This is a genomic window from Brevundimonas sp. UBA4553 (assembly GCF_002387245.1).
Lineage (GTDB): Bacteria > Pseudomonadota > Alphaproteobacteria > Caulobacterales > Caulobacteraceae > Brevundimonas.
The window spans coordinates 337,930-357,918 of sequence record NZ_DGLD01000013.1 but is presented as its reverse complement, the minus strand read 5'-3'; the positions used below and the strand labels follow the sequence as shown (position 1 = coordinate 357,918).

The 19,989-nt window shown below is 67.8% G+C and carries 24 protein-coding genes; 11 read left to right on the top strand and 13 right to left on the bottom strand.

Annotated features, from left to right (window positions below):
* Positions 1–334 (top strand): aldehyde dehydrogenase family protein (locus tag B4A39_RS09485; RefSeq protein ID WP_292035855.1); only part of this gene is annotated, 334 nt, incomplete at its 5' end.
* 11 nt (positions 335–345) lie between these two features.
* Positions 346–834, top strand: coding sequence for a hypothetical protein (locus tag B4A39_RS09480; protein WP_292035853.1), 489 nt, complete (start codon positions 346–348; stop codon positions 832–834).
* Between the two features lie 160 nt (positions 835–994).
* Here the strand turns inward: B4A39_RS09480 and B4A39_RS09475 are convergent, their stop codons facing one another.
* The 4 genes from B4A39_RS09475 to B4A39_RS09460 are packed head-to-tail and all read right to left on the bottom strand — an operon-like array spanning position 995 to position 5,057.
* Positions 995–2,260 (bottom strand): dicarboxylate/amino acid:cation symporter, encoded by a 1,266-nt coding sequence (locus tag B4A39_RS09475; protein ID WP_292035852.1) that lies wholly within the window; start codon positions 2,258–2,260, stop codon positions 995–997.
* 42 nt (positions 2,261–2,302) lie between these two features.
* The gene (locus B4A39_RS09470; RefSeq protein WP_292035849.1) at positions 2,303–3,244 is read right to left on the bottom strand and encodes a DUF6999 family protein; all 942 of its coding nucleotides are present in this window, start codon (positions 3,242–3,244) and stop codon (positions 2,303–2,305) included.
* Positions 3,241–3,981 carry an iron-containing redox enzyme family protein gene (locus B4A39_RS09465; protein WP_292035846.1) on the bottom strand — a complete coding sequence of 247 codons (741 nt, stop codon included), beginning with the start codon at positions 3,979–3,981 and terminating at the stop codon, positions 3,241–3,243. The genes B4A39_RS09470 and B4A39_RS09465 overlap by 4 nt, the downstream gene beginning before the upstream one ends.
* Positions 3,921–5,057, bottom strand: coding sequence for a beta-ketoacyl-ACP synthase III (locus B4A39_RS09460; protein ID WP_292035843.1), 1,137 nt, complete (start codon positions 5,055–5,057; stop codon positions 3,921–3,923). The genes B4A39_RS09465 and B4A39_RS09460 overlap by 61 nt, the downstream gene beginning before the upstream one ends.
* 121 nt (positions 5,058–5,178) lie before the next feature.
* On the opposite strand from B4A39_RS09460, the gene uvrB reads away from it, so the two are divergent.
* From uvrB to B4A39_RS09440, 4 genes are all read left to right on the top strand, one after another.
* The gene (gene uvrB, locus B4A39_RS09455) at positions 5,179–7,524 is read left to right on the top strand and encodes an excinuclease ABC subunit UvrB (protein WP_292035841.1); all 2,346 of its coding nucleotides are present in this window, start codon (positions 5,179–5,181) and stop codon (positions 7,522–7,524) included.
* A 43-nt stretch (positions 7,525–7,567) separates the two neighbouring features.
* Entirely contained in the window at positions 7,568–7,918 is a 351-nt protein-coding gene (locus tag B4A39_RS09450) for an endonuclease domain-containing protein (RefSeq protein WP_292035839.1), read from the top strand.
* Between the two features lie 849 nt (positions 7,919–8,767).
* Positions 8,768–8,959, top strand: coding sequence for a hypothetical protein (locus B4A39_RS09445; RefSeq protein WP_292035837.1), 192 nt, complete (start codon positions 8,768–8,770; stop codon positions 8,957–8,959).
* Between the two features lie 98 nt (positions 8,960–9,057).
* Positions 9,058–9,387, top strand: a complete 330-nt coding sequence (locus tag B4A39_RS09440) for a hypothetical protein (protein WP_292035835.1) — start codon at positions 9,058–9,060, stop codon at positions 9,385–9,387.
* A 170-nt stretch (positions 9,388–9,557) separates the two neighbouring features.
* Here the strand turns inward: B4A39_RS09440 and B4A39_RS09435 are convergent, their stop codons facing one another.
* The 7 genes from B4A39_RS09435 to B4A39_RS09405 all read right to left on the bottom strand — a co-directional run bounded on the left by B4A39_RS09435 (position 9,558) and on the right by B4A39_RS09405 (position 12,902).
* Positions 9,558–9,845 carry a GNAT family N-acetyltransferase gene (locus B4A39_RS09435; RefSeq protein ID WP_292035833.1) on the bottom strand — a complete coding sequence of 96 codons (288 nt, stop codon included), beginning with the start codon at positions 9,843–9,845 and terminating at the stop codon, positions 9,558–9,560.
* Between the two features lie 14 nt (positions 9,846–9,859).
* Positions 9,860–10,234: a hypothetical protein gene (locus B4A39_RS09430; RefSeq protein WP_292035831.1), complete on the bottom strand. Its 375-nt coding sequence runs from the start codon at positions 10,232–10,234 to the stop codon at positions 9,860–9,862.
* A 9-nt stretch (positions 10,235–10,243) separates the two neighbouring features.
* Positions 10,244–10,621 (bottom strand): serine/threonine protein kinase, encoded by a 378-nt coding sequence (locus tag B4A39_RS09425; RefSeq protein WP_292035830.1) that lies wholly within the window; start codon positions 10,619–10,621, stop codon positions 10,244–10,246.
* A gap of 58 nt (positions 10,622–10,679) precedes the next feature.
* Positions 10,680–11,069: a dihydroneopterin aldolase gene (gene folB / locus B4A39_RS09420; protein WP_292035829.1), complete on the bottom strand. Its 390-nt coding sequence runs from the start codon at positions 11,067–11,069 to the stop codon at positions 10,680–10,682.
* Entirely contained in the window at positions 11,066–11,602 is a 537-nt protein-coding gene (locus tag B4A39_RS09415) for a 6-pyruvoyl trahydropterin synthase family protein (protein ID WP_292035827.1), read from the bottom strand. Before B4A39_RS09415 ends, folB begins: the two co-directional genes overlap by 4 nt.
* 106 nt (positions 11,603–11,708) lie before the next feature.
* Complete coding sequence (locus B4A39_RS09410) at positions 11,709–12,488, bottom strand: SDR family oxidoreductase (protein WP_292035825.1); 780 nt, start codon at positions 12,486–12,488, stop codon at positions 11,709–11,711.
* Positions 12,489–12,902, bottom strand: a complete 414-nt coding sequence (locus B4A39_RS09405; RefSeq protein WP_292035823.1) for a dihydroneopterin aldolase — start codon at positions 12,900–12,902, stop codon at positions 12,489–12,491. It abuts the gene before it with no gap.
* A gap of 154 nt (positions 12,903–13,056) precedes the next feature.
* Here B4A39_RS09405 and B4A39_RS09400 point away from each other — a divergent pair, with 154 nt between their 5' ends.
* From B4A39_RS09400 to pgsA, 5 genes are all read left to right on the top strand, one after another.
* Positions 13,057–13,530, top strand: coding sequence for an NUDIX domain-containing protein (locus B4A39_RS09400; protein WP_292035821.1), 474 nt, complete (start codon positions 13,057–13,059; stop codon positions 13,528–13,530).
* A 9-nt stretch (positions 13,531–13,539) separates the two neighbouring features.
* Positions 13,540–13,980, top strand: a complete 441-nt coding sequence (locus B4A39_RS09395; RefSeq protein WP_292035818.1) for a DMT family transporter — start codon at positions 13,540–13,542, stop codon at positions 13,978–13,980.
* Between the two features lie 16 nt (positions 13,981–13,996).
* Entirely contained in the window at positions 13,997–15,880 is a 1,884-nt protein-coding gene (uvrC, locus tag B4A39_RS09390) for an excinuclease ABC subunit UvrC (protein ID WP_292035817.1), read from the top strand.
* Between the two features lie 54 nt (positions 15,881–15,934).
* Entirely contained in the window at positions 15,935–16,549 is a 615-nt protein-coding gene (locus B4A39_RS09385; protein ID WP_292035815.1) for a carbonic anhydrase, read from the top strand.
* 82 nt (positions 16,550–16,631) lie between these two features.
* Positions 16,632–17,264, top strand: coding sequence for a CDP-diacylglycerol--glycerol-3-phosphate 3-phosphatidyltransferase (gene pgsA / locus B4A39_RS09380; protein WP_292035813.1), 633 nt, complete (start codon positions 16,632–16,634; stop codon positions 17,262–17,264).
* Positions 17,265–17,302: 38 nt separating this feature from the next.
* Here the strand turns inward: pgsA and B4A39_RS09375 are convergent, their stop codons facing one another.
* Both B4A39_RS09375 and B4A39_RS09370 read right to left on the bottom strand, forming a co-directional pair.
* Entirely contained in the window at positions 17,303–17,845 is a 543-nt protein-coding gene (locus tag B4A39_RS09375; protein ID WP_292035810.1) for a GNAT family N-acetyltransferase, read from the bottom strand.
* Complete coding sequence (locus tag B4A39_RS09370) at positions 17,842–19,920, bottom strand: S46 family peptidase (protein ID WP_292035806.1); 2,079 nt, start codon at positions 19,918–19,920, stop codon at positions 17,842–17,844. Before B4A39_RS09370 ends, B4A39_RS09375 begins: the two co-directional genes overlap by 4 nt.
* Between the last annotated feature and the right edge of the window lie 69 nt (positions 19,921–19,989).

Here is a 19,989-nt window from a genome sequence, read left to right as displayed (position 1 = left end):
CGACACCCTGCCGGACGCGCGCATCAACACCGAAGAGGTCTTCGGCCCCGTCGCCTCCACCATTCGCGTGGCCAGCTATGAAGAGGCGCTGGCGGTCGCCAACGGCGTCGAGTTCGGCCTGTCGGCGGGCATCGTCACGCAGTCGCTGAAACACGCCCGCGACTTCCAGAGAAACGCCAGGGCCGGCATGACCATGGTCAACCTGGCCACCGCCGGGGTCGACTATCACGTCCCCTTCGGCGGCACGAAGAAGTCCTCCTACGGCCCCCGCGAACAAGGCTTCGCCGCCGTCGAGTTCTACACCCAGATCAAGACCAGCTACAGCGCCGCCTAGGAGCCAAGACGATGTTCGCTCTTCCCGTCCTCGCCGCCCTGATCCAGGTCACCCTGCCGCAGGGGCCGCACACGACCATCACGCCTCTAACCCCCGCGGAACTGCCGCCAGCCCTCACCGCCCGCGTGCTGGCGGCGGCGCCCGACCTGACAATCACCGGCGCCGAGCGCAAGGAACGCGAAGACCGCATCTATTTCGACGTATCAGGCCACAGGCCCGACGGCGCGGAGATCGAACTGGATGTCCAACAGATCAACGGCGATTTCGATATCGTCGAGATTCAGCGTGACCTGACTTTCGACGACATGCCTGCCCCCGTCCGCGCCCTGACTGAGAGCGCCTTGGGGCAGAACCGCCCGGTGCGCATCATCGAGAGCGTTCAGAAGGACGGGCTCGTCATCTTCGAACTTTTTGCGGCCGGACAGCCCGCTGAACCCTCGGCCGAGGTTAGTTTTGAGAATGGGGAAGCCAGGCTTCTCACCGAGCGTTGGCCTCACTAACCCACTTCAAAGCGGAGCGGGCCTCGCGGATCGCACCCTTGTTGGATGCTGCCGAGAGAGAGTGAGCTGGCCGAGCGAAATGGTCAGGGTTTCCTCCAATCAGTGAGAACGGCCACCGGTTGCGCCGCTCCTGACCAATCCTGACAACCGCCCGCGAACGTCAGTCGGCGCTGTCCGCTTCGCCGCCCTGCACCATCCGCGTCACGGCCATGTCGGCGGTGACATTGCCGAGGGTGCGGAAGATGTCGGGGATGACCTCGACCGCCAGCAGCAGGGGCAGCATCTCCAGCGGCACTCCCATGGCGATGCAGATGGGGGCGATGGAGGCGAAGAAGCTGGCCTGACCCGGCAGACCCACGGTGCCGATCGAAATCAGCACGGCCGTCAGCATGGCGGCGAACAACTGGCCCGCCGAGGGCTCGATCCCGAACAGGTGGGCGCAATAGATGGCCACGCCCAGGTTGGCGACCGGGCTGGTGATGCGGAACACCGCCACCGCCAGCGGCAGGACCAGGCCCGCCGTGGCCCGCTTCACGCCCAGCATGTCCACCGAGCGCTCGACCATGACGGGCAGGCTGGCCAGCGACGACTGGGTCGAGAAGGCCACCACCTGAGCCGGCGCCGCCGCCCGCGCGAAACGCCCCAGGCTGACCCGGCCGAAGATCACCGCCAGCGGATAGAAGATCAGGCCGATGCCGATACAGGCGATCGAAATCAGCGCCACATAGTGCAGCAGCACCCCCGCCGCGCTGGCGCCCGCCGTCAGGCCCACCCCGATCGACAGGGCGAAGACGCCCAGCGGCGCGGCGCGCAGCACCCAGCGGACGATGGTGATCATGGTCTCGCCCACCGCCTCGAAGAAGGTGATCAGCGGCGTGCGCAGCCGGTCCGGCAGACCCGAGGCGGCGAAGCCGAAGAAGACGGCGAAGACCACCATGCCCAGGATGGCGTCCTCGGCCGCGGCGCGGATCGGGTTGGACGGGGCGATGGTCTTCAGGAACTCGCTGAAGGGGGCGCCGGCGCCCAGCCCTTCCGCCCCCTCGGGCCGGATGGCCAGCAACAGGCGCGCGCCCTCGGGATCGATCGGCCACAGGGCGTGCAGGCCATAGGCCGCCCCCACGGCGTAGATCGTGGCGAAGACGATCAGCCCGCCGAACCAGGCCACGGCCCGCATCGCCAGCCGCCCCGTCCGCGCCGCGTCGGCGATGGAGGCGATGCCGGTGACCAGCAGGCTGAACACCAGCGGAATGATGGTCATGCGCAGGGCGTTGAGCCACAGCTGGCCCAGGGCCTGGATGAAGTCGGCGGTGACATGACCGCCCGGCAGACCCCATTTTTCCGCCGCCGCCCCGGCCAGCAGACCCAGCACCAGGGACAGCAGCACCAGGGTGCTGAGGGAGGTCAGAAAGGAGCGCGCCGTTTTCATAACGGCGACGCTAGCAGCGCGCGGGAAACACGCCAGAGGAAATCAGCGGCCGCCCTGTTGCGGCGTGCCCGAGTTGGCCGGGTCCAGCGGCAGGCCCGCCGCCTGACGCGCCTTCATCACCCGTAGCCAGCCGTGCATGGCCTCCGAATCCAGCCCGTGCATCATCAGACGATAGCCCGCCTGCAGCGTCGACAGGGCCACCAGCGGGTGGCCGTTCTTGACGAAGGCCATGTGGTAGCTCGTGCCCAGGATGCGGGCGATATAGATGGCCATGACCTCGTCCAGCTGCAGCGAACTGGAAGCCCGCACGAAGTCGTCGCGCGGAAGCATCAGGGCGTAAATCGGCGTGTAGAACTCCACCGCCGTCTGCACGTCGACGAAGTTATGCCACTTGCGCGGAAACTCTTCGAACGTCGGAAATTCGTCCGAGATCATCGAGAAGTCGATGCGTTCCGGCGGCATCAGCGTGCGCCCCTCGGCCCGCAGGACGGTGTTCATCTCGATGACAAAGTTGAAGATGTTGAGGTCGTGCTGAAGAAACAGGTCCGGCTCAATGTCCTTCAGCCGTGTCGGCGTCAGCGGCCACCTGGTCACCTTGTCGCCCACGCCGGCGTTCTCACGCACGAAGGCGGTCAGTTCGGAGCCGACGTGAAAGTGACGCAGGATCACCCGATTGGCCTCCGGCGTGGCGAAGGTCCGCAGGCCCCAATGGATGGTCTTGTGCAGCAGGCCGTTCAGGTTCGGATGCTTGGGCGAAACGACCCGCAACACCTTCACCAGACAGAAGAACAGGAAGACCAGCGGCCGCGCCACCGGGAAGAACCAGCGCCGCGACCGGGACCGCGCGCCCAGCAGCAGGTCGCGCTTGGCCCCGTCGTCGATCGGCAGGCTGTGGTCCAGATAGAGGGCCATCCACGGATCGGGATCCTTGGGATCGAACCGCGCCGGGTCGAACGGATCCTCGTGCGGCTTGAAATATCTCACGCCGCGATCTCCTCGATCTGCAGGGCGTAGAGGCGAGCGGTGACCCGGGCGGTCGTGACGATGCGCTCGGCGATGAAGGGATCGGGCAGGACCATGCCCAGCATCTCCTCGAACTCCTGCATATGCTCGGCGTCGTTGTCGCCGTGATAGAGCAGGAAGCGCACCGCCTCGTCGGGCAGAGCCAGCCGCTCCTGCACCTTCAGCCCCCAGGGCTTGGCCTTGATCGAACCCAGCCCCTCGATGATGAACATGGCGCCCAGCAGGCCGAACGGGTCAGGCTTCGACGCCTCATGGAACATCCAGGCCGACAGGGCCTCGGACCCCACGTTCTTCGGCGCCGACTGGATGGCTTCCAGCGCCCCGCCCGCCGACACGAAATCTGCTTCCAGCAGCCGGAAGTCGCGATGCTCGGTCACCGCATGGCGCATCAGGGTCGAGCGCAGCTCCAGATGATCCTCGCCGATGTTGGACGCCGCCCGGCTCATCCACAGCGCCCCGTCCTTCACCTGCTGGCGCAGGTTGATCAGGAAGGCGTGGTAGTCGGCCAATTCGAACCGCCCCCGCGTCAGCTTGCGGATCAGGGGCGTCGCCTCCAGCCGTTGTTCGAAGTCGGCGAAGACCACCGCCAGCTTCCTGAGGGTGTCGGCGACCGCCGCCTCGGCTTCGCGCTCCGCCATCACACAATCTCCAGCATCATGAAGCCGATCATCGCCCGCCCGCTCTCGGGCACGATGCACAGCACCCGGTCTCCACGCTTTCCGCGTCCCGACTTGAGGAAGGCGTCCAGCATGATCCAGATCGAGGCCGAGCCGACATTGCCGCTGTCGGGCAGGGTCGTGAACCACTTCTCTTCCGGGATCATGGCCGCCGTGCTTTCCAGCAGGCCGACGATCTCCTGACGCAGCGACCGCGCGGAATAGTGGCACAGCAGGTGATCGACCTGATCGGGCTTGATCCGCCCCGCGTCCACCTTCTCCAGCCAGACGCCGATCCAGGCGCGGATGACGATCTTCAGCAGATCGAAGTCCTGCAACAACGCCACCGCCCCGGCTGCATGGGCCGCCGCGGGTCCGGCATGGCTCCATGCGCTGGTCATGTCCGCGCGCGTCTCGGGCGTCGATCCGGCCCACATGCAGGGATCGAAACGCCCGGCCAGCGAGGTCATGTCGATCCACTCGACCTTCAGGCTGAGGCCCTCTGACCTCGGCCTGGGCTCCATCACCACGGCCCCCGCCCCGTCCGACAGGGTGAAGCGCAGGAAGTCCGCCTCGATCCGCGCCCGGCCCTTGGCGTCCACCAGGGCCGTGCCCTCATAGAAATGCGGTCGGAACCAGCGCGAGGAAAACTCGCCCGCACAGGCGGCGGCCACCTCCGTCTCGCCCGCCCGCACGCTCAGCCACGCCCCCTTGGCCGCCATCAGGGCGCTGGCGCAGACCGACTGATAGCTGACCGCCTCCAGCGGCCCCGCCCCCAGTTCGGCGTGAACCGCGCTGGCGTGGCCGGGCACCAGATAGTCGCCCTGGGTCGTCGCAGCGCCCAGATGCTGCAGATCGCCCAGGCCCAGCCCCGCCTCATCCAGCGCCGCCCGCACCGCCTCGGCGCACATCGAGGCGTTGGAATGCAGCGGCGTCCCGTCCGACGCCAGGGCGTAGTGCCGCCCCTCGATGCCGTTCCAGCGCAGGGCGCGGCGGCCGACGGCGGACGCCCGCCCGCCGATCCGGCCGATGAAGTCCTCCATCCGCTCGTTGCCGATCCGCTCGCCGGGCAGGACCGCGCCGGTCCCCGTGATGAAGACGTCGCAAAGCTCACTCATGGCTCGACCTTGGCCGCAGGCTCCGCCCCGCACAAGCGACAAACCGCTGCTCCATGCCCGAAGCGCCGCCGCCGCGTCTGCCCTATGGCGTCACGCGGTTCGGCGCACTACCTTGACGTTCATGGCTCGTTCTCCCTCGAAACCGTCCAAGCCCGTCCATGTCCCCGGTCAAGGTCCGGGGATGCAGGAGATGGCCGCGCCCTTCCTTCAGGACGCGCCGCGCGGGCGAGGGAACAAGGCCATGCCGATGTTCGCCCCCGTCACCGGCCCGCGCCTCGTGCCCGAAGAGCCGCCCGCCGCGCCCGAAGACTGGGTCCCGCACCGCCCGTCTCGCGAGGGCACGAAGAAGGGCGGCCGCTTCCGGCTGGAGACAAAATACACCCCGGCCGGGGATCAGCCAGCCGCCATCGCCGAACTGGTCGCCACCGCCGAGGCCGGCGAGCGCGATCAGGTCCTGCTGGGCGTCACCGGCTCGGGCAAGACCTTCACCATGGCCAAGGTCATCGAGCAGACCCAGCGCCCGGCCCTGATCCTGGCCCCCAACAAGACCCTGGCCGCCCAGCTCTATTCGGAGTTCAAGGCCTTCTTCCCCGACAACGCGGTCGAGTATTTCGTCAGCTACTACGACTACTATCAGCCCGAGGCCTACGTGCCCCGGACCGACACCTACATCGAGAAGGACAGCTCGATTAACGAGCAGATCGACCGGATGCGTCACTCGGCCACCCGCGCGATCCTGGAGCGCGACGACGTCATCGTGGTCGCCTCGGTCTCCTGCATCTACGGCATCGGCTCGGTCGAGACCTACACCGCCATGACCTTCTCCCTGAAGGTCGGCGACCAGATCGACGAGGCCAAGCTGCGCGCCGACCTGATCGCCCTGCAATACAAGCGCAACGACCTTAATTTCGAACGCGGCATGTTCCGCAAGCGCGGCGACGTGCTGGAGATCTTCCCCGTCCACATGGAGGACCGCGCCTGGCGCATCCAGCTGTTCGGCGACGAGCTGGAGTCCATCCAGGAGTTCGATCCCCTGACCGGCAAGAAGACCGCCGAGCTGGACGAGGTCACCGTCTACGCCGCCAGCCACTACGTCACCCCGCGCCCGTCGCTCAACCAGGCCACGCTGGGCATCAAGGCCGAGCTGAAGGAGACGCTCGACTGGATGATCGAGAACGGCAAGCTGCTGGAGGCCCAGCGCCTCGAACAGCGCGTCCGCTTCGATCTGGAGATGATGGAGGCCACCGGCTCCTGCGCCGGTATCGAGAACTACAGCCGCTGGCTGACCGGCCGCGCGCCGGGCGAGCCGCCGCCCACCTTCTTCGAATACATCCCCGACAACGCCCTGCTCTTCGTGGACGAGAGCCACGTCACCGTGGGCCAGATCAACGGCATGTTCAGGGGCGACTACCGCCGCAAGTCGACCCTGGCCGAATACGGCTTCCGCCTGCCCTCGTGCATCGACAACCGGCCCCTGAAGTTCGACGAGTGGGAGGCCATGCGCCCCCAGACCGTCCACGTCTCGGCCACCCCCGGCCCGTGGGAGATGGAGCAGACCGGCGGCGTCTTCGTCGAACAGGTCATCCGCCCCACCGGCCTGATCGACCCTCCGGTCGAGATCCGCCCTGTCTCCGGCAAGACCCGCAACCAGGTCGACGACGTCATCGACGAGGTGAAGGCGACCACCGCTCGCGGCTACCGCTCCCTGGTCACCACCCTGACCAAGAAGATGGCCGAGGACCTGACCGAATACATGCACGAGCAGGGGGTGCGCGTCCGCTACATGCACTCCGACGTCGACACCCTGGAGCGGATCGAGATCCTGCGTGACCTGCGCCTCGGCGCCTTCGACGTCCTGATCGGCATCAACCTGCTGCGCGAGGGCCTCGACATCCCCGAGTGCGGTCTGGTCGCCATCCTCGATGCGGACAAGGAGGGCTTCCTGCGTTCGGAAACCTCCCTGATCCAGACCATCGGCCGCGCCGCCCGCAACGTCGACGGCCGCGTCATCCTCTACGCCGACCGCATGACCGGCTCGATGGAGCGCGCCATCGCCGAGACCGACCGTCGTCGCGAGCGTCAGCAGGCCTACAACCTCGAACACGGCATCACGCCCGAAAGCGTCAAGCGCGACATCAAGGAAATCCTCGAAAGCCCCTACGAGTCGCGCGACCTCGACCGTCTGACCCGTCCCGGCGTGGCCGAGGAATCCAAGCCCTTCGTCGGCTCCAACTTCCAGGCCGCCCTCAAGGACATGGAGGGCCGCATGCGCGAGGCCGCCGCCAACCTCGAGTTCGAGCAAGCCGCCCGCCTGCGCGACGAGATCAAGAAGATGAAGCTCCTCGACCTCGAATTCGCCAACGAAGCCCTCACCGGCGCCGGCGAAGCCGTCGACAAGTCAGCCCCCAAACGCTGGCGCGCCGAAGCGGCAGCTGAGAAGGCAGAGGCGTTCAGGAAAGGGCGGTAGCCCCTTCCTTCTCCCGCAAGGGGAGAAGGGATAGCGTGGCGCCATGGACAACTGGCTGCACACTCGCGCCAAGGCGATGCGCCGCGAACCCGCCCTTTATGAGCGGCGGTTGTGGGCCATTCTGCGGGACCGGCGGCTGGAAGGGCTGAAGTTCCGTCGGCAGGTGGTGATCGGACGCTACGTCGCCGACTTCGTCTGCATGCGCCATCGCCTGATCGTCGAGGCCGACGGCCCCCACCACGACGACCGTCTTCGGGACGCAGAGCGCGACGACTGGCTGCGCGGGCAGGGCTTTCGCGTGCTTCGGTTTCCCAATCAGCAGATCGAGAACCGGGCGCATGAGGTGCTCGCCGCCATCATCGCCGCGACGAATACAAAGCTGAAGCGCGACTGATCCTTCTCCCTTTGCGGGAGAAGGTGGCGGCCGAAGGCCGACGGATGAGGGGTCTCGCGACCTCAGCTATCAGGCGGACTTCATCCGCCGTCGCGAAACCCCTCATCCGCCCCTGCGGGGCACCTTCTCCCGCAAGGGGAGAAGGAAAGACACGCACTACATCCCGCCCCAATCCCAGTAATTTCCCGCCTTTGCCCCTCCGCCATCCCCTTTCGGCTCGCCCTAGCTTCCGCCCGTGCCACCCTGCGCTCGTTCCGTCGCATGGAGGGCTCGTGAGGCCTGCGACCTTGCGGCGACGGGAGCGGATGGAGCGGGGTCCTTGTCGGGCCGCGCGGCGTCCGTCGCGGTCTCCGGTCAAGGGCGCTGAAGCCCAGCGGACAGGTCGCGGCGGGCTTCGCCGCGCGGTTCAGGATGCGAAGGGCGGCACAGCGGGCGAACGCCGGCGCTGTCGCCCGGCTTGCCACAACCTGACGGCTACCGGCTGCTTGCGCGGCCTCAAGTAGCCCGAAGGGCGGTAGGCCGCACCAAACAAGAAGCCGATGGAGCCTAGCGACGGGGCGTTCGACCCGTCCGTCATAGAGGTTCCGGTCAGGGTCGCGGGGGTTACGCGGACCGTTCCAGGAGGCCTGTCGCAAGCAGGTCCCTGCCCGCCGCGGGCGCCGGGGGTAGCCGATAAGACCGGCGCCTGCCCCGAGCTCGTGGAAGCCCGTCCGTGCGGAGCGTCAGTCGTCGTCGAAACGGTATTCCACATCCACTCCGGGCGTCGGCCCGGCGCTCCGCCCAGCCCTCCACCGCCCGCCGACCGGCGCGGCGGCGAAACCCGTTGGCCTGAACCGGAGAAAGACCCCCATGGCCCGTCCCCGCCCCTCGCGCCGCGACCGCGTCGCCGATCCCGACGACGTCAGCGACGTCCATCCCGCAGAGCTGCGGCGGCTGCAGAGGGAGTTCTTCTCGCGCGTCGATCACCTGGTCGCCGCCTTCGAGCGAAAACGCCGCGCGGCGGGGCTCGACGTCGATCCGCCCTTCATCTCTGATTCATGATGCGTCGGTGCAACATGGGGCGCCTGGCGAAAGCTTGGCCGCAAAACCTTTGCGACCTTGCGGCGAAAATGCGGCATGGTGCGTTACGGAGATACGCGATGACCAAATCGAGCAACCCCGACAACGAGGCCCGCGCCACTTTGCGCGTCGTCTCATCGCCTGAGGCCGAGGTCTATGACCTGATGCGTGCGCCCGAGACCACCGCCGAGCGCGTCAAACGCCTCCAGGCCGAGGCGCGGGCCCTGGCCCTCGAACAGGTCGAGGCGCTGGAGGAAGTGTTGCTCAAGGCGTCGGAAATGGCCCGCGAGATCGCAGAGGGCGGCGACGCCTATCCGGTCGGCGCCCGCGAACTGGCCCACCGCCTGGTCCAGGATCTGCCCGCCAAGGCCGAAACCATGAAGGCCATCGTCGCCAAGAGCCATCCGTGATGGTTTGAAGGGCGCTATCGCTCGGCTCGCGGAGCCTCGCTGCTTGAGCGCATAGGCGCCCTCTTCTTCACCATCATCCCGGCCGAAGCGAAGCTCAGAGGCGGGACCGCCCAGGACGCCGCATCAGACCGCGTCGGGTCGGGAGGTCCCGAAGGGCCGACGACCGCGGCCTAACCAAGAATGTCTGCGTACTCGGGGTGGCGCTTCAACCAGGCCACCGCATAGCTGCAGTGCGGGATCAGGGTCAGTTTTTCGGCCCGGGCGTGCTCGGCCATGGCCTGCATGAACTTCCCCGCCGCGCCCGAGCCGCGCAGGGCCGGATGGGCTTCGACGTGCAGGATGACGCGGGCGTGGCCGCGCACCGCATACTCGGCCCAGACGGGATGCTCGTTCCCCTCGGCGTCGGCGAACTCCTGCTGGAAGCGGCGGTCGGCGGGCTGGTCGCGGAAAGCGGTCATGGAGGCTCCTGAAATCAGGCTGGCCGATCATTGAGCAGGGCCAGCAGACCCAGAACGCTCTTCACCGTGAACCAGATCGACACCAGCAGCAAAAGAAGTCCGAACAGCAGCAGGAAGGGAATGCCGATCAGGATGACCGAGGCCACCGCGCTGACCGCGATCAGGCCCCACAGCACGACGCTGACCCAGAAGACGGACCAGAACAGGTTGATCTGCGCCTCTATATGCTGGGCCGCCAGCCCGGTCGCCGAGCCGCGGCAGGCATAGGCCACGATCAGACCCGCCACCACCAGCAGGTTCGCGCTGGGGATCGACAGGATATAGAGAATCCAGGCCACCACGGCCCCGTCCCGGCCCTGGCCGCGCGCCTGGGAAATCTGATCGGTCATGGCAGGGTCCTAGTAGAACAGGCGAAGAGGATGGCGGATGGCGCGGCCCTCCAGCAGGTCCCTCAGACCCAGGGCGCCGCGCAGGATGGTCCAGACCGCCATGACGAACAGGACGAAGACCCCGACGTTGATCAGGATCAGCACCACCCCGCCGATGATGGCCGCGACGGCGGCGAACAGGGTGCGTTGCTGAAAGATAAAATGGCTGCGCGCCAAGGGATCCGCAGGCGGCGCCTTGCGCCACATCCGCAGCAGGCCGATCGCCGCCGCCACGCCGAAGGTCGGCACTGCGAACAGGATCAGGGCGTAGCCGACATAGAGGCTGGTCAGGTCGCCGGCCTGCGAGGCCGCGCCGCGGTTGCTGCTGTAATCGCCGGACTGGACCATCGGAACCTCTTGAACGAGGCGGGACAATGGCGGGACGAACGGCCCCGCGCAACCGGCCTCAGCGTGAATAGGCCACTTCGCAGCCCGCCGCCGCCGCCCCGGGGATGGCGCCGGGCTTTTCGACCCGTACCTTCGCCGCCAGGACGCGGGGATCTTCCAGGCAGGCCAGCGCCACCCGCTCGGCGAAGGTTTCGACCAAGGCGATGTGCGCCCCGCCCGCCAGCTCGCGGGCGATGCGGGCCACGCCCTCATAGTCCAGCGTATCGGACAGGGTGCGGATCGGGGCGGCGCCGAGGTCCAGCTCGACGTCCACGAACAGGGGCTGCAGCCGGCCATGCTCGTGCGCATGAACCCCGATGGCGGCCTGCACCTCCAGACCGCGCACCAGCACGGTCAGGCCCAGCCGGCGCGGCTCGGAGGCTGTGAACGGCGTGACGACAGCGCTCACGACCAGGTCTCCGGCGGCAGGATATCGTTGATGCTGAAATCGGCCCGGTCGCACCAGTCGCCCAGCTTCCAGGCCCGCTCGGCCTCGGTCAGACCGCGCGTCAGAACGGTATTGGTCGGCGTCTCCTCGATGGCCAGTTCGGCCAGTCGGAAGGGCAGGCCCTCGACCTTGAGGATGGCTTCCAGCTTGCGCCACAGGGCGATGACCAGGGCCTCGGTCGTGGGATCGCCTTCCACGGTCAGGACCTGATTCAGCCGCTCCGGCTCCTGCGCCTGGAACCAGGCCAGCAGAGGGTCGGCGCGGTTCAATTGGAACGCATGGTCCAGGCTGCGGTCGACAAAGCCGTGCCAGCGCCGCTTCAGGTTCTCGAACGAGGCGGCGTGGTTCGACTGGCCAAAGGCGATCTCGGCGGTCGGCTCCAGCGTCACCTTGACGAACTCGTTGTGCCCATGCGGCACGGCGCACTTCGACCCCGCATCGGCGATCAGCCGGTGCGCCATCGAGAAGCGGCGGGTGAACTGGACAGCAGGCATCAGGGGCAAGGGTTCCGAAAACGCGGTCGCCCCATATAGGCGCCGCGAAGGGCTCGCGCATCAACACCGGGATGACGGCGATGTAAAGGCGGCGCCGAGAGCGGCGTCAGGGAACGGGGATCCCGTCGAAGGCCACGTCCCGGCCCCGCCCGATCAGGCTTTCGCCGCCGTCCACGGTCAGGTTCTGCCCCGTCAGGCTGGGCGTCTCGAGAATGAAGCGGACCGTGCGGGCCACATCCTCCAGCGAGGCCCCGCGCCCCAGCGGCGTATCGCGCCACGCCGCCTGATACTCCGCCTCGGTCTGCTCACCGCTGCGCAGGATCAGGCCCGGCGAGACGCCGCACAGCCGGATGCGCGGCGCCAACCCCATGGCCAGGGTCCGCGTCAGCCCCGCCAGCCCGACCTTGCCCGCCGTATAGGCGAAGAAGTCCGGGTTCGGACTGTCCACCTTGTGATCCAGGATATTGACCACGACGCCCTGCCCGTCCGCCGCCTCGACCGCCCTGGCGAAGTCGCGGATCAGGAAGACCGGCGCGGTCAGGTTCGACGCCAGATGCTCGGCCCACGACGCCTCGGTCAGGGTCGACAGGGTATCGTAACGGAACAGGGAGGCGTTGTTGATCAGGGCGTCGATGCGCCCGAAATGGCCGACGACGCGGGCGATCAGACCGTCGCGCTCGGCCGTCTGATTGAGGTCCGCCTGGAAGGCGGCGGCGCGCACGCCCTTGGCTGATAGTTCCGCCGCGAGAGCGGACGCTTCATCCGCCCCGCCGCGGTGATGAACGGCCACGTCCCAGCCCGCCTCAGCCAACGCTCGCGCCAGCCCGGCGCCGACGCGTCGCGCCGACCCGGTGATCAGCACGACCTTTTTAAGGGGATGGCTCATTCAGCCCGGCCTGCGGCGGAAGATTTCCACGCCCGCGCCCGCAGCCTCAGGGAAGATGTCCGGCTTGGTGATCCGCACCCTGCAGGCCTCGACCGGCGCCAACGCGAAGCATACGCTGATCAGTTCTTCGACCAGGGTTTCCAGCAGCTCGACATGGTCACGGCCACGCCAGCCGGCGATGCAGTCGCGCACTCGGTCGTAATCGATGAAGCCGCCGTCAGCGCCAGTCTTGGGCAAAGGCCAGGTGGCGAACATCTCGACATTGACGATCAGCCGCGTGGGGCGCTCGGGGTGCCGCTCCCACGGGTGCAGGCCGATGCGCACATCGACCGCCACGTCCGACAACAGGACGCGAACATGGTCCCCGGCGTGACGCCAGTCGAACCCGCCCGCGCCGGCGGCGGATTCAGTCAATCCGGCCGAACTCGTAGAAGTTCACGGCGGCGATGACGGCGATGAAGGTGAAGATGATGCCGATGGCCAGCATGGAAGGTCTCCTGTTCAAAGCTTCGCATAGAGGCGTTGGCGCGACTGTTCAAGCCGCCGCCGCCCGGCCTATCGTCGCCGCATGACCACCTGGCGCACCCGAATCGAGCCCTTCACCCGGCCCCTCTTCTTCGCCTGGTCGCGGATGAACCGCGGCATGACGCTGGGTGTGCGCGGCGTGGCGACGGACGCAGAGGGCCGGGTGCTGCTGGTCAGGCACACCTATCTGCACGGCTGGTGGCTGCCCGGCGGCGGGGTGGATCGGGGAGAGACCACCCAGGCCGCCGTGGTCCGCGAACTGCGCGAAGAGGCGGGGCTGATCGCCAGGATCGAGCCGCGCCTGCTCTCGGTCCATTCCAACGAACGCTTCTTTCCCGGCGATCACGTCCTGGTCTTCGCCGTCGACGCCTTCGACCTGACCGAGCGCACCAGCCACGGAGAGATCGCGGAAATCGGCTGGTTCGCCCTCGACGCCCTGCCCGAGGACACGACCCGCGCCACCCGCGACCGGCTGGCCGAAATCTTCGGCGGCGCGCCCGCCGATCCGAACTGGTAGAAGGCGGGCATGCAGATTCTGCCGCTTCTCATCCTGCTTCTGGCCGGCGCCGCCACGGCGCTTCAAGGCCCGACCAACGCCCGACTGGCCACGGCGGTCAACTCGCCGCTGAACGCCGCCTTCATCTCCTTCGCCGTCGGCACGGTGGCCCTGGGCTGCCTGGCCGTCGCCATGCAGACGCGACCCGATGTCAGCGCGATGAAGGCCCTGCCCTGGTGGGCGTGGATGGGCGGCCTCTATGGCTGCGCCTTCGTGATTTCCGCCGCCTGGGGCGTGCCGCGCCTCGGGGTCGCCACCACCATCACCCTGATGGTCGCGGGCCAGTTGGCGCTCAGCCTGATTCTGGACCATTTCGGCGCCCTGGGCGTCGCCAGGCAACCGCTGAGCCTGGGCCGCATCGCCGGCGTGGCGCTGGTGATCGGCGGCGTGGTTCTGGTTCGCCGGTCCTGACCCTATATCCCGCCCGATGACCGAGACGACGACCGACATTCCGGGCGAGACCGTGCTGCCGCTTCAGGCCGCCGAGCTGATCGCCGACGAGGCGCGTCGCGCGCCCGACAAGCCCGGCGTCTATCGCATGTACGGCGAGGACGGGACCTGCCTCTATGTCGGCAAGGCCAAGTCGCTGAAGAAGCGCGTCGTCCAGTACGCCCAGGGCCGGTTCCACACCCAGCGGATCGGCCTGATGGTCAGCCTGACCCGGTCGATGGAGTTGGTGGTCACGGCGTCCGAGACCGAAGCCCTGCTGCTGGAATCCAACTTCATCAAGAAGCTGAAGCCGCGCTTCAACGTCCTGCTGCGCGACGACAAGTCCTTCGCCGAGCTGATGATCCGACGCGACCACCGCGCGCCCCAGGTCAGAAAGCACCGCGGCGCCCACACTATTCCCGGCGACTATTTCGGCCCCTTCGCCTCGACCTGGGCGGTCAACAACACCCTGAACACCCTGCAGAAGGCCTTCCTGCTGCGCTCCTGTTCGGACAGCGTCTACGAGACCCGGACGCGGCCCTGCATGCTGCATCAGATCAAGCGCTGTTCGGCCCCCTGCACCGGGCTGATCAGTCTTGAGGACTACGGCGACCTGGTCACCGAGGCGGAACAGTTCCTTCGCGGCAAGTCGCGGGCCGTCATCGGCCGCCTGTCCCAGGAGATGCAGGCCGCGTCCGACGACATGGATTTCGAGACCGCCGCCCGGGTGCGCGACCGCATCCGCGCCCTGTCGGCCATCGCCATGGAGAACAGCGTCAACGCCGACGGGGTGGCCGAGGCGGACGTCTTCGCCCTGCACGCCGAGGGCGGTCAGGCCTGCGTTCAGGTCTTCTTCTATCGCGCCGGCCAGAACTGGGGCGGGCGCGCCTACTTCCCGCGCGTGGACAAGACGGACAGCGACCCCGAGATCTTCGCCGCCTTCCTCGGTCAGTTCTACGAGGACAAGCCGATCCCGCGCCTGATCCTGTCCAACATTCGGCCGCACGAGCTGGAGCTGCTGGAAGAGGCCTTCTCGATGAAGGCCGAGCACAGGGTCGAGATCGCCCGCCCCCTGCGTGGCGGCAAGCTGAGCCTGGTCGATCACGCCCTGACCAATGCGAAAGAGGCCCTGGGCCGCAAGCTGGCCGAGAACTCGGCCACCTCGAAGATCCTGGATGAAGTGTGCGAGGCCTTCGGCCTGGACGCCCGGCCGGAGCGGATCGAGGTCTATGACAACGCCCACATCCAGGGGACCAATGCGGTGGGCGGCATGATCGTCGCGGGGCCCGAGGGCTTCCGCAAGAACCAGTACCGCAAGTTCAACATTCGCGGCGAAGACCTGACCCCCGGCGACGACTACGGCATGATGCGCGAGGTCATGCGGCGGCGCTTCGGCAAGATGGTCAAGGAGGAGGAGGCCGGCGAGACAGTGGAACGCCCCGACCTGCTGCTGATCGACGGCGGCGCCGGACAACTGGCCGAGGTGCTGGCGGTGCTGGCCGATCTGGGGATCGACGACATCACCGCCGTCGGCGTGGCCAAGGGACCGGATCGGGACGCGGGCAAGGAGCATTTCATCATGCCCGGCAAGCCGCCCTTCATGCTGCCGCTGAAGAGCCCGGCTCTTTACTACATCCAGCGGCTGCGCGACGAGGCGCACCGTTTCGCCAACGGCGCCCACGCCAAGCGTCGTTCGATGGACATCAAGAAGAACCCGCTGGACGAGATCGAGGGCGTCGGGCCGGGCCGCAAGAAGGCCCTGCTGCACGCCTTCGGCTCGGCCAAGGGCGTCGGCCGCGCCTCGGTGGCGGACCTGATCAAGGTCGACGGCATCAACCAGCCCCTGGCCGAGCGCATCCACGGCTTCTTCCACAAGAACTGAAACAGTCGCATTGCGGGTTGAGCGACCAACCGTCGCGGGTCTAGGAAACGCCTCATGACCGATGAACTGACCAAGGGCTATCACCGCTTCCGCCAGAACCGGTGGCCCACCGAGCGCGCCGAGTATGAGGCCCTGGCGGCCAACGGCCAGAAGCCCCACACCCTGGTCGTGGCCTGTTCCGACAGCCGCGCCGATCCGGCCCTGATCTTCGACACCGCGCCGGGCGAACTGTTCGTGGTGCGCAACGTCGCCAACCTGGTCCCGCCCTATGAGCCGGACGGCAAGCTGCACGGCGTCTCGGCGGCGCTGGAGTTCGGCGTCAACGTGCTGAAGGTCCAGCACGTCGTCGTCATGGGCCACGCCTCGTGCGGCGGGGTCAACGCCATGCGCAACGGCGCCCCGTCCAACTGCCAGGACTTCGTCGCTCCCTGGGTCGCCCAGGGCGTGCCCGCCGTCAGCGCCGCCGTGGAAGGCTTGCCCGCCGACGAGCAGGAGACGGTGGCCGAGGAGGCCGTCGTGCGCCTGTCGCTGGACAACCTGCGCACCTTCCCCTGGATCGCCGAGAAGGAAGCTGCGGGCGAACTGCGGCTCAGCGGCCTGCACTTCGGCATCGCGGCCGGCATCCTGTCGAAGCTGACCGGCGCCAAGCGGTTCGAACGGCTGGATTAAGCGACCCGAGGGCGACAGGTCGTCGCCCTCGCCTCGGGCGCCGAACCATGGCACACCCTCTGGCGTTGCAATGGACGTGATGATGACCTCTGCCCACAAAGCCAATCCTATCCCGAACATCCTGACCAGCATCCGTCTGGCGGCGGGCGTGGTCATGTTTCTTCTGCTGGCCGGCGCGACCAGCGGCTTCCCCTTCGTTTCGGCCTGGTTGAGCCCTGACGACCAGTTCGCCATGTACCGGACGGGCTTCTGGATCTTCGTCATTGCCGCCTCCACGGACTGGATCGACGGCTACCTGGCCCGGCGCTGGAAGGCCGAGACGCGCTGGGGCGCCATCCTGGACCCCATCGCCGACAAGATCCTGGTCACCGGCGCCATCCTGGGCGTGCTGACGAGCGGCTCGGTGCAGCAGATCATCATCCCCTGCGGCCTGATCCTGTTCCGCGAGTTCGCGGTCTCGGCCCTGCGCGAGACCATGGCCGGGCGCATCAACCTGCCCGTCACCCTGGCCGCCAAGTGGAAGACCACCCTGCAGATGGTGGCTCTGGGCTGCCAGCTGTTCGCCCGCAACTGGGACGGCTGGGGCCTGCCCTTCGACTACCTGCCGCACTTCCAGCTGTTCTCGGACACCCTGATCTGGCTGGCGGCCCTCATCACCCTGTGGACCGGCTGGCAGTATTTCAGCGCCGCCCGGAAGCAGATGCGGGATCTCTGACCCCGTCGCCGACACGCTGAAATGAAGAAGGCGCTGGGTTATCCCAGCGCCTTTTCCATAACCACGAACTCCAGCTCCCGTGTCTGCGGCAGGCCGAAGCGTTCATCGTCCAAAGGGAAGGGCCGGGTCTCGCCGGTCAGGCGATAGCCCCGGCGCTCGTACCAGGCGATCAGTTCCGACCGTTGGCGAATGACCGTCATCTCCATGCGGGTGGCGCCGAAGCGGCCGCGCGCCTCGGCCTCGGCGGCGTCGATCAGCAGACGGCCCAGACCACCCGCCTGACGGGTCGGGTCGACGGTCAGCAGGCCGAGGTAGGCCAGGCCTTCGCCCTGATCCGCCGCCTGGACGCAGCCGGCCAGAAGTCGCTCCCCATTGGCCTCGACCTCGGCCAGCAGGATGACCCGGCTGGCGTCGGCGAGGATGTCGAGCAGCTCGGCCTCGTCGGTGCGCTGGCCGCCCAGCAGATCGGCCTCGTGGGTCCAGCCTGCCTTGGCGCTGTCGCCGCGATAGGCGCTTTCGATCAGGCGGTGCAGCGCCGGAACATCGTCCGGCGCCGCGGGGCGAAAGGTCGGCGCCGTCACCGGACGCCCAGTTCCCGGACCAGGTGATCCATGCCGTAGACGTCGCGCAGGGCCGTGGTCACGGCCTGGGTGGTGACGATGACGCTGCGGTTGACGTTGCGGTCATAGCCGTAGGCGTTGCGCTGGGTCAGAACGGTGGAGTCGAAGTTCGCGCCGATGATCTCGCCCCTGGCGTTGACGGCGGGCGAACCCGACGAGCCGCCGATGGTGTCCGACGACACGGCCATGTTCATCACCGCGTTCGGGTCGATGCGATCTCTGGCGGCCAGCAGCCTGGGCGCGACGTTGAAGGGCTCGGCGCCCGTGGCGCGGTCCCACAGGCCGGCGAAAGTGGTGAAGGCGCCGATGCGCTGGCCCGGAACGTCCGTGCCCTCGACCCGCCCGTAGGTCAGACGCAGGGTGCCGGTGGCGTCGGGATAGACGGCGTCGCCATAGGCGGCGAAGCGGGCGGCGGCCAGTTGCTCCGAGGCGCGGTCGGTCGGGGCCTTGACCTTGTCATCCCACGCCTTGCGCACCGCGCGGGCGTCGGCGTCGATGGCCAGGACATACTGGATCAGGGGGTCGGTCGAGGCCTGGACGGCGGGCAGGCCGCCTTCCCACAGGGCGCGGCGCACGGCCGGGTCAGCCAGCGTCGTGCCTTCGACCAGGCGGGCCGACAGGGCCTCGGGGCTCTCCTTGCCCAGGAGGGTGCGGACGTAGGGGCTGTCAACGGTCAGCCATTCGCGGGTCTTGGACAGCCACCATTCCAGACGGATCTGCTCCAGCGCCGGGTAGACAGGGCGTTCAGCGAAGAGGCCCGACTGGACGCCCGGCAGACGGCTGTCGGCGAACTCGCCCAGACGCTGATCCGACGGCTTGGCGCGCTCTTGCGCCCCGCGCACAATGGCCCGCGCCCACTGGAACAGGGACGAACCGCCCGCGACCGAGGTCGTGCCCATGCCCGTGCCGCCTTCCAGCAGGGCCATGGGAGCGTAGAGCTCGCGGGCCAAGGGCTGGACGGCTTCCAGCGTGCCCCAGGGATCCGTGGCGCCGCCCGCTGCGCGGGCGCGGAAGTCGGTCTCTGCCTCGGCCTTGGCGGCCATGAAGGCCGGATCGATCAGGGCGGCCATACGACCACGACCGCGCTTGTAGGTGTTCTCGACGCCGACGATGGGATCCATGGCGATGAAGGCCTGCTCCTCGCCTTCCTCGGAGTAACGGATCAGACGGCCGCGCAGCTCGGAGGCGATCAGCTGGTCCATTGGCAGGACCACATCGCGGATGGTCATCAGCTGGGCCTGGGTCAGCAGGCGCTGGGTCGAACCGGGGTTGCCGGTGACGAAGACGGGCTCGCCCTCGGTCGGCTTGTTCGGGTTCCAGGTGAAATGGGTCGGGGTCGCAGCGGGCTTGCCGTCCTCATACAGGCGGATGAAGGCGGCATCGATGGCGAAGCGCGGGAAGGAGAAGTTGTCCAGGTCGCCGCCAAAGGTCGCGGCGCGGTCTTCCGGCGCCCAGGCTAGACGCACGTCGGAGTATTTGCGGAACTTGTAGAGCTTGAACTGGCCGCCACGATACAGGCTGACGACCTGGCAGCGGATCTTGGGATCGGAACCGCAGGCCTCGGTTTCGATGCGGCCGGCCTCGGCCTCTCGCGCCTGGGTGAAGGCCTGGCCGTCCAAGCCCTCGCCGGCCTTCTGGACGCGTTCGGTGACGTCGGAGATGTCGGTCAGGATCTCGGCCGAGCCGCCGGGGCATTTCAGCTCCTCCTCGCGGCTCTTCGGCGTGAAGCCGGTCTCGGCGTATTGCAGCTGCGGCGTGGACAGGTTGGCGACGCAGGTGGCGACGCAGTGATTGTTGGTCATCACCAGGCCCTCGCCCGAGATGACGCCCGCCGAGCAGCCGCCGAACTTGACCGACGACAGGCGCACCTTGTCCAGCCAGCCCTGGTCGATCGAGGTGCCCAACGTCTGATTGGCGCGGGCGATGGGGAAGTTGTCGTAGGTCCACATGCCCTCCTCAGCCCGCGCCGAGGACGCGACGGAAGTGGCGGCGGCGAAGGCCAGGACGGCGGCCGAGGCGAAGAACATGTGACGCATGGAAAACTCCTGGTTCAGACCCTGGAGAGAAAAAACAGAGTCCAATTCGTCTGAATAGTCTGAAATCGG